The 11661-nt window shown below is 60.3% G+C and carries 19 protein-coding genes; all 19 read right to left on the bottom strand.

The annotated features are described in order from the left end of the window. Positions 1–27: 27 nt before the first annotated feature. The 19 genes from AC07XM_RS18325 to AC07XM_RS18415 all read right to left on the bottom strand — a co-directional run bounded on the left by AC07XM_RS18325 (position 28) and on the right by AC07XM_RS18415 (position 11660). A complete protein-coding gene (locus AC07XM_RS18325) occupies positions 28–264 on the bottom strand; it encodes a hypothetical protein (RefSeq protein WP_070086811.1) in 237 nt (78 codons plus the stop codon). Next, positions 261–605, bottom strand: a complete 345-nt coding sequence (locus tag AC07XM_RS18330; protein ID WP_020190152.1) for a hypothetical protein — start codon at positions 603–605, stop codon at positions 261–263. The genes AC07XM_RS18325 and AC07XM_RS18330 overlap by 4 nt, the downstream gene beginning before the upstream one ends. Before the next feature lie 40 nt (positions 606–645). After that, complete coding sequence (locus AC07XM_RS18335; RefSeq protein WP_102689500.1) at positions 646–1146, bottom strand: hypothetical protein; 501 nt, start codon at positions 1144–1146, stop codon at positions 646–648. Between the two features lie 56 nt (positions 1147–1202). Beyond that, complete coding sequence (locus tag AC07XM_RS18340) at positions 1203–1589, bottom strand: DUF3168 domain-containing protein (RefSeq protein WP_102689499.1); 387 nt, start codon at positions 1587–1589, stop codon at positions 1203–1205. Further along, complete coding sequence (locus AC07XM_RS18345) at positions 1582–2082, bottom strand: HK97 gp10 family phage protein (RefSeq protein WP_016485710.1); 501 nt, start codon at positions 2080–2082, stop codon at positions 1582–1584. Before AC07XM_RS18345 ends, AC07XM_RS18340 begins: the two co-directional genes overlap by 8 nt. Before the next feature lie 3 nt (positions 2083–2085). Beyond that, on the bottom strand, positions 2086–2256 hold the full coding sequence (locus AC07XM_RS18350) for a DUF7302 family protein (RefSeq protein ID WP_016485709.1): 171 nt from the start codon (positions 2254–2256) through the stop codon (positions 2086–2088). An 8-nt stretch (positions 2257–2264) separates the two neighbouring features. Beyond that, a complete protein-coding gene (locus AC07XM_RS18355) occupies positions 2265–2591 on the bottom strand; it encodes a head-tail adaptor protein (RefSeq protein ID WP_102689498.1) in 327 nt (108 codons plus the stop codon). Beyond that, positions 2588–2929 carry a head-tail connector protein gene (locus AC07XM_RS18360; RefSeq protein ID WP_016485708.1) on the bottom strand — a complete coding sequence of 114 codons (342 nt, stop codon included), beginning with the start codon at positions 2927–2929 and terminating at the stop codon, positions 2588–2590. The genes AC07XM_RS18355 and AC07XM_RS18360 overlap by 4 nt, the downstream gene beginning before the upstream one ends. Positions 2930–2933: 4 nt before the next feature. After that, a complete protein-coding gene (locus AC07XM_RS18365) occupies positions 2934–3476 on the bottom strand; it encodes a hypothetical protein (protein ID WP_158248161.1) in 543 nt (180 codons plus the stop codon). 48 nt (positions 3477–3524) lie between these two features. Continuing rightward, entirely contained in the window at positions 3525–4706 is a 1182-nt protein-coding gene (locus tag AC07XM_RS18370; RefSeq protein ID WP_016485706.1) for a phage major capsid protein, read from the bottom strand. A 2-nt stretch (positions 4707–4708) separates the two neighbouring features. Continuing rightward, a complete protein-coding gene (locus AC07XM_RS18375) occupies positions 4709–5566 on the bottom strand; it encodes a head maturation protease, ClpP-related (protein ID WP_014756111.1) in 858 nt (285 codons plus the stop codon). 16 nt (positions 5567–5582) lie between these two features. Further along, entirely contained in the window at positions 5583–6881 is a 1299-nt protein-coding gene (locus AC07XM_RS18380) for a phage portal protein (protein ID WP_019750980.1), read from the bottom strand. A 150-nt stretch (positions 6882–7031) separates the two neighbouring features. Further along, on the bottom strand, positions 7032–8711 hold the full coding sequence (locus AC07XM_RS18385; RefSeq protein ID WP_102689497.1) for a terminase large subunit: 1680 nt from the start codon (positions 8709–8711) through the stop codon (positions 7032–7034). A 3-nt stretch (positions 8712–8714) separates the two neighbouring features. Continuing rightward, positions 8715–9215 (bottom strand): terminase small subunit, encoded by a 501-nt coding sequence (locus tag AC07XM_RS18390; protein ID WP_102689496.1) that lies wholly within the window; start codon positions 9213–9215, stop codon positions 8715–8717. 159 nt (positions 9216–9374) lie between these two features. Further along, positions 9375–9713, bottom strand: coding sequence for an HNH endonuclease (locus tag AC07XM_RS18395; RefSeq protein WP_102689495.1), 339 nt, complete (start codon positions 9711–9713; stop codon positions 9375–9377). After that, positions 9713–10030 (bottom strand): hypothetical protein, encoded by a 318-nt coding sequence (locus tag AC07XM_RS18400; RefSeq protein WP_102689494.1) that lies wholly within the window; start codon positions 10028–10030, stop codon positions 9713–9715. Before AC07XM_RS18400 ends, AC07XM_RS18395 begins: the two co-directional genes overlap by 1 nt. Before the next feature lies 1 nt (position 10031). Continuing rightward, the gene (locus tag AC07XM_RS18405) at positions 10032–10403 is read right to left on the bottom strand and encodes a chemotaxis protein (RefSeq protein ID WP_102689493.1); all 372 of its coding nucleotides are present in this window, start codon (positions 10401–10403) and stop codon (positions 10032–10034) included. A gap of 44 nt (positions 10404–10447) precedes the next feature. After that, a complete protein-coding gene (locus AC07XM_RS18410) occupies positions 10448–10921 on the bottom strand; it encodes a hypothetical protein (protein WP_102689492.1) in 474 nt (157 codons plus the stop codon). 160 nt (positions 10922–11081) lie between these two features. Beyond that, positions 11082–11660 carry a hypothetical protein gene (locus AC07XM_RS18415; RefSeq protein WP_102689491.1) on the bottom strand — a complete coding sequence of 193 codons (579 nt, stop codon included), beginning with the start codon at positions 11658–11660 and terminating at the stop codon, positions 11082–11084. Between the last annotated feature and the right edge of the window lies 1 nt (position 11661).

Here is an 11661-nt window from a genome sequence, read left to right on the forward strand (position 1 = left end):
AAAAACCGCCCGGAGGCGGCACGCTATCTACTGTTTAGGCCTCCCCCGCAGGAAGTTTTTGAGCTTTTCGGCGACGCTCTCCCGCTTCTGGGGCGCAGCTTGGGCTTTTCCTTGGTCAGCCTGCCCGCGCCCTGTCCAATCGAGGTGGGCATCGAGCGCAAGCATGATCTGCGGGATGGGGGTCTGCCACGCGGTGTCAGGCGGCCAGCCAAGCCAGCCGGTGGCCACGCCGAATAGGTAATCGACGTAGCTGCCGTTCTTCACTGCGCTGTGCTGGCCGCCTCGTCCTTTCCCCGGGCGGCAACGCTCGGCGGTACAGGGTTGAGTAGGACAGTGATGAACTCGGTCAGCTGACCGGACACTTTGGCTACACCGGAGTGGAATACTTCACCGGCGATGGCCGGGTGCTGATCGGGCTTTAGGTCGGCGCCGGCGATGACGATGTCTGCGCAAGCAGCAATGCTCATCAGGCGCATGGACTCCAGGGCTGCGCGCAACCCGCCAAAGCGGGCCTCAATGCGCAGTGCCGCATCCAACGTAGGCTTGAGGGTGTAGCTGCGCGCACCGATCACCAGCGTGACGGTGCCATGCAAGGCTTCGCTCATTGGGGTTCTCGCAACGAAGGAAGGGGCTCAGCCCCTTCGGTCAAGGGACTGCCGGGCCGGCAGGGATTTCAATGATGTCGGTGTTGATCGCGAACGTCATATTGCGACGCACCACGTTGTCAGCCGCACCTGGAGCCACGGTGTTGTTCATTACCTTCACACCGAAGTAGAAGGTGGTAGGGAGAATCACCGGGTTCGCATCTGGGTCACCGTCGTTGAGCGTGACCTTGACGTTGTAGTTGCCCTTGGAGCGGTCCTTGTGCGCTACCGACACGGCTTTTTGACCAGCATCGCCACTGTCCAGGCCCACGGTCATGGTCATGTTCCCCGCGTCGGCGGTGCCCTTGTACTTGCGCACGCGGCCATCACTCAGGGAAGTGAAGTTTACGGCACTGAAGGTGTCGCCAAATTCGCCCAGGTCTTCGATCTCGCCCACCTGTACGTACGTGTCGGCCTTGTACTTGGTTTCGCTGTCGGCACCGGTCTTTCCGCCGATGGCAAGGCGGCAGCCGGCGGCTGTGTTGAGGTTGTCGTCGGCCATGGGGGTTCCTCCAAAGGCACATTGGATAAAAAGCCGCGGCGCGGCCGGTGGGTAGTTCAGTGGGTAGTGATCACGCGGACGGTGATCGAGCCCTGGTAAGTAATGCCGTCGGCGTCGCGCTGAGCGTCAGCCTGCTCGACCCGGATGGATACCGCGCGGCCCACCTCCAGCGGGAGACGGCGCTCGTCCAAGGCGGCGATGACTTCACCATTGATGCGCTTAACCTCGGCCTGACCCACGGCATCGGACCAGATGGACAGGTATAACAGGCGCGTTTCGCGCTTGCGGCCAGCGATTGGGCTGCTGTTGACCGATACTTCCCGGTCGATGGATACGTAGGGCATTTCAGCATTCAACGGCGCGCCGTCGTATATCGGGCAACTGACCTCGGCCTGAAGCCTGGCGAATATGGCCTCCTGCAGCGCCAGTGATGGATCAGCCATTCCCTACCCCCTGGCTTGCTTTGAGCAGCGTACGGTTCACGGCGGCCTTGATGTCAGCCATGACATACTCGCGGTTCACCTGGATAGATGGACGCAGCCACGGGTGGGCCGGCCTGCCCGGGATATCCGGGTATTTGCCGAAGAAGTGGGTGCCGTCGCTTTTGTTGGTGACACGCCGGTTGCGATCACCGGCCCGCTTACCGCCGGTATAGCCCTTGGTGCCGTACTCGATGAAGCGCAGGTAAAAAAACCGCCGGTTGTCGCGCTTGCCACGAATGCCGATCTGGGCATCTAAACCGCTGGGCGAAACGTAAACCCTGAGCGCGGCAGCAGCCGCTCCGGTGTCCTTGGGCATCAACTCTCGCTGGGTCTCCAGGATGCGGTTCGCCGCCTCTAGCATCGCGGGCTGCAACTCGTTGTCCATCGTCTTGTGGATGTTGCGCAGCGTCCGGCGTAGACGGATGTCGCCACGAATGCTCGACCGGCGCGCCATTCCCTACTCCTTGGCCGCATCGGCCTTCGCTGGCTTCGCGGCCTTGTCGGTGACCGCCTCGGCGTAGCCCCGGGCAATCAGGCCTTCGCCATAGGCCTTGTCGACCTCGAATTCTTCGCCCTTCTCACGCTCACCAGATGCGCCCGTCAAGGGGCCTAGTGCTCTAATTTTCATCATTCACCTCATGGGTTAGGTACCGATGAGCAGAGAAGCCTCATCAAGGAGTTTTCGTTGTCAGGCAAAACGGCCTCAACCTGGTAGGTGATCCCCCGGCGCGTCAGGCGCGATCCTGCGACGATATCTGGGCGCGGCCTGCCGATGATTTCGGCGGTTACAACAGCACTCAGCTTTTCAGCAACCGCAATGATCCGACCGCTTGGGGTACGAATCTCACCCCACATTTCAGGGCGCGCAGCTGGCAGCCACGTCACTTTGGCGCCCCCGGATTTATTCCTCTCCTCGTGACGATGAGCCACCTGTAGCCGATGACGCAGCGGCCCGGCCCTCATATGCCCCACCCGATACGATGCGGCGTCAGGAGCGCCTTCGAACCTTGCGGCAGTTCGGTGGCGATGGTCCCGATCACGACGTCCTCGCGGTTGGCGTAAAGGTGGCCGAGGATCAGCAAGCAGGCAGCCTTGATCTGCTTATTGCAGACCATGGGGGATTCGCCGGCATCGTCGGCAGCGACAGCTTCGTCCAGCGCTTGCTGATCTGCGTAGAAGCGACGGTTCAGATAGTCCATAGCCTGCCCTTCTGCCGCCTCGATCAGGAGCTCCAGGTATTCGTCATCATCGTCGGGATCTCGGAGATGATGCCGGGCAATGGTCAAGCTGATGACCGACATACCCTTACTCCTTCAGCGGTTCGAGCGATGCCAGATTCCGCTGCACCAGTTCCTCCGCATGCCGGCGCGGGACCGTATAAGCAGGCCCGCCACGACGACGAAGCTCGCCTTCATCCATGTAAGACCGCAGCGGATAAATCTGAAGAGTCGCAGGGTTAGGGTTGGCCTGGCCCTCTTGTGCCAACTGATCAGCGCTGGTGCTGCTATCAGCCAAGGTTGAAGCGGCCTGACTGGTGTCTTCGGATAACGCAGCGTCAGTAGCGGCGATGCCGGAGCTAGCAACCTGATCGCCCGTGACGACATCCGAGCCAGTGCCGGTGACTGCTTGTCCTTCTGCCAGCACAACGCCCGAGCCTTCCGCTGGAGCTGGAGCGGTTGCAGGATCCCCCGTGTCGCCCGAATCGCCCGAGTCACCGCTTGCTGGGAGGGGCGCCGCGGCCGGCGAAAGAAGCGAGTCTCCTTCAGGCGGGCCGTCAGTGGAGTCAACGGCCGAGACCGGATCCTTCGCAGCAGCCGTGGAGGCTGGTGTTTCCTGTTTACGTGCCATTGGATTACTCCATTGCGGCGCCATTTCTGGCGCCGATTTGCGGGATGGTTAAGGCGTGACCAGCGGGCCAGTAACGAACGCTTCGTCGCGATAGATGGCAAAGGCCAGGCGCTCTTCAGCACGAATCGTTGCCATGTTTTTCTCGAAGTCATCACTGTTCTCGGTCGAGATCAACACTTCGATTTCCATGCGGTCGAAGATCTGAGCGCCGAGCTTGAAGGCACCAACCAGGAAGTCGTTCTGGGTCATGGCCTGGGTGGAAACCACCGGACGATTCCACAGCTTCGCGTTAGTGCCCTCTTGCGGTTGACCGATGATGTAGCGGCCTTCCCCGTCCTTGGTCAGCTCAATGGCCGCCCAGTCGATCGGGTTGAGCACGATGCCGTCCGATGGAAACTCGGCCAGTTCGGCCTGCAGCAGAGCCAGGCGCAGGCGGTCAATGCGCTGCTCGCCCACTACTGCAACGCCAGCCGGGGCGGCGTACAGTTGAGCAACGGTCATGAGGCCCTGCAGGTTCACACCGGTACCGTTGCCGTAAAGCAGCTGAGCCTCTTCAGCCATATTCAGGCCGTAGCGTGCACGACCGTCGATGTAGCTCTGCAGGGCCTTGGCATCGTCCAGCATCTGGCGGCTGGCTTTGAACAAATGGGCGATGGTTCGCACATTCGCAGTGGTCAGGCCGAAGGTCAGGTCGGAGTACGGCTTGGCAGTGGTCTCCGCCACGGTGCGCGCGTTGTTGGTGAAGCCAGTCTCACGGACGTACTCGATGGAGTTCGATTCGGTGGTACCCGGCGCGACCAGGTCGCGAACGGTCAGTCGGCGTTGAGCTGGGGCAATAATCCCCGGCAGGCGCTGAGTCTGCACCAGGTCACCGCCGGTTGCGGTGGTGATGGCCGCACGCGGCACGGAGACACGGCGAGAGCCGCGGAAGGATGAGTTCATGTCCTTCATTTCTTCGCTTTCGATCACGAGGGCGCCTACAGATTTCTGCGGCTCCTCCTGATGGTTGCGATCCCGGCTTGCGTTAACGAGCTTTTGCTCGGCCTCGCCCAATCGCGCCTGAAGCTCGCCCTGCTTGGTCAGCAGTTCATCAACCTTGGCGCGGGTTTCGGTATTCATTTCGCCGGAGGCCTTGATCTGCTTCTCGGTCGCCTCGGCCTGGCTTTTGATCTGATCGCCAATGCCCTTGAGGCTGGCGTTGAGTTCCTTGACTTGGGCTTCAAAGTCCATGGTCACTTTCCTTTCAGAGAATTGAGGAGGTTGGTTGCCGCGCTCAGAGAGGCGGAGAGGTCTGGCGCGACAGCGCGAGGCTTATCGGGCGGGGCAGCGTTATGCGTACCCCCGCCGGCAGCGCGAGGCATGCCGGACTTGAAACTGGCGAATAGTTCACGGCGCTCGGAACGAGGCATGCCGCCCTTGGCCAGGGCTACATCCATGGCCTTGAGTGCATTGGCCTGGGCGGCGTCTTCGGTTTCGCGCTCGGTGACCTCTGTCGACGACAACAGCCCGGTGGCCAGGCCCAGCTCCACGGCGCGCTTGCCACGGATGTAGGTCTCGTCGTCCATCAGCTCAGCCATGTCCTCTGCCGACTGCCCACTGGTCTCGGCATAGAGGTCGGCCATCGCGGCGTCGAACTCCTGCATGTCGTCGGCGATATCACGCAGGTAATTGCGATTGCCAGCGAGCCAGGTCCAGCAGTTGTGGATCATGAGGAAGGCGCTACTGGCCACCTCACGCTTCTTGCCAGCCAGGAAGACAATCGAAGCAGCGCTGGCGGCCATGCCGAGCACCTTGGTGGTGACCTCATGGCTGTGCTCTTGCAGACGGTTGTAAATGGCGATGCCTTCGAACATGTCGCCGCCTGGCGAGTTGATGTAAACGGTGACATCTCGCTCGCCGATGGCCCGCAGAGCGGCATCGATTCGCTTCAGCGTGACGCCTTCGCCATACCAGTCTTCGCCGATCACTCCGTAAACAGTGATGGTGTCCGAGGTGTTCTCGACGGCCGCCTGGATCGCGGGATTCCATTTTTCGAGCGCGCGCGGGCTCATCTCGCTGCGCAGGCCGCGAGACTGGATCTTGTGCTTCATGGATTGCTCCCGTGATTTACTTTTCCGGCTGTTGGAGCCAGTTCATCAATGCGGCCCTTGCGGCCTGGCTATCGTTTTGCTTGCCCAGCTGGTCAAGTGGCACCAGGTTGGATTGCACGGTCAGTACATCGCCACCCGGCATGCTGGGAAGGTTTTCTTTCCGCCGGCCCTCGTTTCGGGTCATGTAGCCGTTCTGCCCCATCGTGCTGAGATAGGCCGCGCGACCAGCGCTGTCCGCACGCAAGAACGCTTCAAGTGAGTACTCTGCGTAGAACTTGATCCGGTCAACAGCCGTCATGCACCACTTGTTTACGCACTGCTCGATAGGCGCCGTGAAGGACATGATGCAGTAGGTGAGAAACGCGATCTGCTGCTGTTCCAGGCCAGTGCCCCAGTTGCTGCCCTTGTCGGTCTTCATCACCATCCAGGGTGGGACGCCGAACCAGCGGCAGATTTCCTCGATGCTGTGTCCTCTAGACTCCAGCAACTGCGCATCAGCAGGGTTGATGCCGATCATTTCCGGCTTCACGCCTTGCTCGAGCACAGGGCTCTTGCCGGCATTCAACGCCCCGGAGATCGTCTTCACGTACTCACGAAACTCAACGCGCTGGGCCGGGTTCAGCGTCTTGTCGACCGAAAACGCGACCGTGGGCATCATGCCGTTACGGAAGGTGCTGTTGGCAGCATCATCTGCAGACATCGCAGAACCGAACACATCCGCTCCGTACCGAATAGCAGAAAGGCCGACTCGACCATCCAGGGTAAAGGCTGGGATGTGCAGCATGTCCTGCCGCTGAATCTCTCGACGTGCGCCCTTACGGGGCCTGAAGAAGTATCTGAGTCGTCCGTCATCGTCGAACTCGAGGTCGACTCTCGACGGCATCAGGAAGTCCAGAGCGATGACCCGACCAGCAGATCGGTGGATCTCGCAATAGGCGTTCCCCCAGAGCAGCATCGAAGCGACGACTGCCTGCCAAAAATGGAAGGCAGCCATATCTTCGTTGGGGCTGTTATGCACAACGTCGTACAGCGGGAAGTCCCGGGCGCTCTCTCGACTACCATCGGGCATCCGCCGGTAGATGCTCAACGGCAGGCCGGCTACCGAAGTCGAGATGATACGGACGCATGCCCACACGGTGGACAGGCGCATGGCCTTGTCGACGCTGACTGACTTACCACTACTGGACTGGGCACCGTTGAAAGCGCTCCAGAAACCTCCATCCGACAGCTTGATGGTCTTGCCGAGCCATTCACTCATGCTGGCTGAAGGCTTGGTGACAGCAGCCCCCAATGCCTGGGATAGAGATTTAATCACTGACAAGCCCTCTGCGGATGAAGCCGGCGATGCAGAAAAAGCTCAGCGATCCCGCGAGCAAAGCCCAGCCGGTACCAGCAAGCATCCAGACGCCCCCGCATGCCAAGCAGAAAGCGACCACTGAGCAGGCGATGAAAATATGAAATGCGTTCATGCGATCAGTGGATCCCGAATGCCTGCCATGAAGTTGTCCATTCCCCCGCGGCCTTCAGGATTGAGGCTGATCAGAGAAACGGCGTTGAAAGTAGCCATGAGCGGATCGATCTTGGCCGTGCCCGAGGCCTGCTTGGTGATCAAGAAGGCGTTGGCCGACGGGACGCCTTTGGCGTTCCCGCACGACCAGGCCATGAGCGGCTGGCCGCAGTGCAGCAGCGTGCCCTCGGCAAGCTTGCGCTCTGTCGTCTTGATCGCGCCGGTTAGCTTCCAGCCTTGGGAAATGCCAACAATCTTGTCTTCCTCGACACCGGCATCAGCCAGGGCGTCGAGAACAGAACCGATTCCCGCGGGGTCGAGCCCGACCTTGTCGAGCAGCCCCGTCTCGTTGATGCGCTTGACGATGGCAGCGAATTCCTCGACGTCATCGCCGATCCGCTTGACGATGGTCAAATCGCCAATCGCTTCGAGATCCTTGATCCTGGGAGCTTCGGACTTGCGCCGCTCAAGCACCGAGGGGTGCGCCCAAGCATGCGCCCAGTGGAACCACCGTCTCGTACCAGCCTCTCGGCCTATGACAGCAAGCCCGAGCAAGTCGTCCAGGCCGCCACCGTCACCGCCCACATCAATGACCTCGCACCGCTCAAGGATCTGCTCCAGGTTGAGCCAGGTGGCCGCCTGCGGCTCCCAGAACTCTGCTCCTACCCAGGCGTCCGACATCAGGGCCAGGCCGATCTCGATGTTTAGGTGCTTGGCCAGGAAACCACGCAACTCAGCTTCGCCGTCGATTTCCGCTTGCATGAACAGGCGTTCAAGCGTGGGGCGATCCACCGAGAACCCCATGTTTGGGTTCACCAGGTGGAAATTCTCGGGCTTGCGCGCGGCGCCGCTGTCGATCATCTCTTTCGAGAATTCGTAGATGATCGGCAGGAAGCGATTGTCGTTGATGCGGCCGTCACGCACGCCACGGGCATAATTCAGCTTCGACCGGAACACCCCGGCCGGCGGCTCGTTCGATTGAGTGGTCAGCCAGATGACAAAGCCTTCAGGTCGGGACAGCAGGCCACCGGTGGCCTCCCGAATCATGTCGGCGGCTTTCGGGTTCTTGCCAAACAGCCATGCCTCGTCGATCAACACGCCAACGGCCTTCTTGCCGCCCACCACGTCGCTATCAGCGGCGACGACCTTCAGCGTGGCGCCCGTCTCGCGGTGAGTGATCAACCGAAGGTGTGGCTGCACGTGCAGCAGGTCCTTCAGCTCTTCGTCGGTGTTGACCATGTCCTTGGCTGGGACGAAGGCGTTGTCGGCAATCTCCTTAGTCGGAGCGAGGATGATGAACTCCGCTGACATCCGCCAGTTGCGGACCAGGGCCGTCAGCATGATTGCAGCAGCGATGGTCGACTTGCTGTTCTTCTTCGGGATGCAAAGCATGAACTCCCGAATCAGGCGTTCGCCTGTTTCGCTGTTATAGCTGCCGAAAACAGCCCCTGCGAAACCCAGTACCCATGGGGCACATGCACTTTCAATGGTTGGGCTACCTGGGGCATCGACAATGCGCAGCCCCTTGAAAACCTCCAGACTCTCCTCTGCTTCCTCGGGGAAAAGCGGTTCGGGGATGATTGATTCGCTGGCAGCCAGGCGCCGCCACCAGTCAGGGCAGGCCGTAGTCCAAAGCATGCGTCACCCCTTGACGACAGTAAGCGGCGGCTTGCTTTGGGAATACTTGCCCTTGCCGGCCTCTTTCGCGGCCTCCGCCTTTTGCTCTTTCTTGCCCGCCTCGGCCTTCTTCCCGTGGACATACGGCACGGCGGTCTGCGCAGCGTTGCGCCGGTCGAAGACTTTCGCCCGGGGTTCGTTCATCAGCGCGAGCAGCCAGACCAATGGATCATTGGTTGAAGGCAGGCAGCTAAGGAACTCTCCGTCGGCCTCGTTCATCTCGACGGGGTCTTCATTGGCTTCATCGGCCTTCGCTTTGATGCGCCGCTTTCTCGGCTCAGGGTTAACACTGAGCTCTGCTCTACGAGCCAGAATTGCGGATGCGATCTTCGGATCATTGGCCCAGCGCGAACCAGCTGCGGCAGCCGTAGAGGGCTTACTGCCCGCGGCTTCCGCTGCTTCTTTGTTGGACGCGCCCCGGGCCTTAGCGTCAACAAACTGTCGCTGTTTGTCTGTTAACACCATTAACAAAAACCTTTAGGGGGGAGAAAAATGTCTACGTGGGGTCGGAGGCGGTCTAGCTAGATGAGAATCCCTAGCTTTTGACCCCCCTACCCCCATTCGAAGCACGTCACTGACGTGCTTCGATGCCGCTGGGATGGACTTCGCCGATCTGCGGATGACTCATCCGCACAGGCCAGCTGTCTCCTCGGCCTGCTTGACCGAGTCGTGACAAGGCTTGCAGAGGCTCTGCCAGTTGGCCTGATCCCAGAAGAGAGTCATGTCCCCACGGTGAGCAATGATGTGGTCGACCACCTTTGCGGCCGTCGTACGGCCGTTCCGCTCACAGTAGATGCATAGCGGGTTGTCGCGCAGGTACCGCTCTCGGGCTTGCTGCCACTTGTACCCATAGCCGCGCTGGGAGCTGGTCATGCCGCTTCGCCAGCTGCCGGGCATTATCACCTTGACCCGCGACCCTGCGTTCTCCTGGATCCTTGAGCCCAACGTTTTGAGCCGAGCCATCACTGCGTCACTCGGTTGAGTGCCTCGTCGGCCTTGTCTGCCGCCTGGGTTGCAGTGGTTGCAGCCTTCGAGGCCTTGGTCGCGGCGCTCTCGGTCTTGCTGATCAGTTCGTCCAAGCGCTTGTCACGCTCGGCCATGGCGGCATCGTAGGCCTGGCGGATCTCATCCACTTGGTTGGCCTGAGTGCTAGCCGTCGCCCAGTAGGCAGACTGCCAACCCAGAACTGCACCGCCTGCAAAAAGCAGCATGGCGATGACCCAGACCTCAGCGCGACGCCACCAGCGACGAGCAATGAATTCAATTGCGCATTTGTCCATCTCAGGCTGTGCCTCCAAGCTGGGAGCGAAGCCGGGAGATCTCGGCGCTCTGGGTGGTCACCTTCTCGGTGAGCTGGCCCACCTGGCTGGTGAGGGCTTCGATCTTTCCCTCCATCCGCCCTACTGCTGCTGCAAGTTCGTTGCGCTCCTTGGCGAACTGATCAGCGCGGGTCTCGGCCAGCTTGCGGGCCTCGCGCTCGGAGTCGAGCAGCTCATTCAGTCGGCGAACGGTGCCGATGTCGGCGTTATCCATGGCGCGATCGGCAGCGTCCTTGGACAGAAAGCGGCGCACCCAGAGCAGCGCGCCAGTCACGACGATGCCACTACCGCCCAGCCAGGTGGCTGTGCCTGGGCCGAGGTCGGTCGGGTCCATTTACTTGCTCCATAAAAAAACCCGCCAGCGGGCGGGTTTGTCTGTTACTTACGAGGTTGCAACATTCGTAGGGTCTCTTGCCATAGATGTTCACAAAGAGCCTGGAAAGACGGACCTTTCGTCTCAAAGGCGTCAAAGTCGCTGATCACCCGCACTTCGAAAATATCATCATGCTCGCCTTGTTTAATCGAGAGCCTGTAAACGACCTGGGTCGGCGTTTCCCCAGAGGGGTCATTGCCGAAGGCAAGTTTGAGAGCGAATTGAACCGAATCTTTCGTCCGCGGCCACTCGTCAAATGCTTGGTTCTCGAAAGCACCTAGGCTGTTGAACCCACCGATGCTGAGCACCTTCGTCGAACCCTTCCCCTTGAAGTCAATCTTCTGATCAGCCTCAACTCCAAGGTACTCGCGAAACTCCTTTGCGAACACATGAATAGCCTTACGGACGGCGTCCCAGTACGCCTGACGATCAGAATACGCGGTGTCGTAAGCTTCAAGTAGCTGGTTGAATCTCGTCATATACAACTCCTTATCTTGACTGATGCCAGATTGCCATAAGGAGCGCATAACAAAAAGCCCAGCTCAACGGCCGGGCTTTTATGACAGATTGTTAGCCACTCCTCAGCAACGCGCAGGAATGACAGGATGGGGAAATAATCGGCCATGCGGCCATTTGATGTCAAGCGGCATTTTCCATCGAAAGACCTTCGTAGCTCAAGATGGCGGCCGCAGCCTCCAGCGCTTCTTCGGCCATCTGCTTCAGCACGTCCTCGATGTCCTTCCTCCAGCGGCGGCGGGTGCGCTCAGGCCGGGCGTCCGGGTCCCAGCGGTTGATGTCGTAGAACTGAGCCGGCAACACGATCATGTCGCTCGACCGCTTTCCTTCAGCGCCCTTCATCTTCGGGATCGCCCAAGCCGTCACTGCACTGGTGATGAACAGCTTCGGCGCATGGGAGGCAATCATGGGGATCAGGCGGCTGATCGACTGGACCTTTCGCCCCTTATGCGTGCTGAACCTCGCCACCAGGACATCCCAGTGCCGCGGTTTCAGCTGGCTGTGCAGCCTGGCGAACACCCAGCAGTCAGCATCCATACGGCTGATTTCGCCGCGCTCTACCGACCTGCTAAGGGTTGCCATGTCGTGGCCGTCTTCGCTGCCGGGCTCGTATAGCTTTTGCCAGGCCTGCTTGCTGGTGTTATCGATCGCTTCCGCAGCCAGGGCCGAGACGACCGCCGCGAGTACGCTGCTGTAAATCATG

It is taken from the genome of Pseudomonas sp. GW460-LB5 (assembly GCF_059423245.1).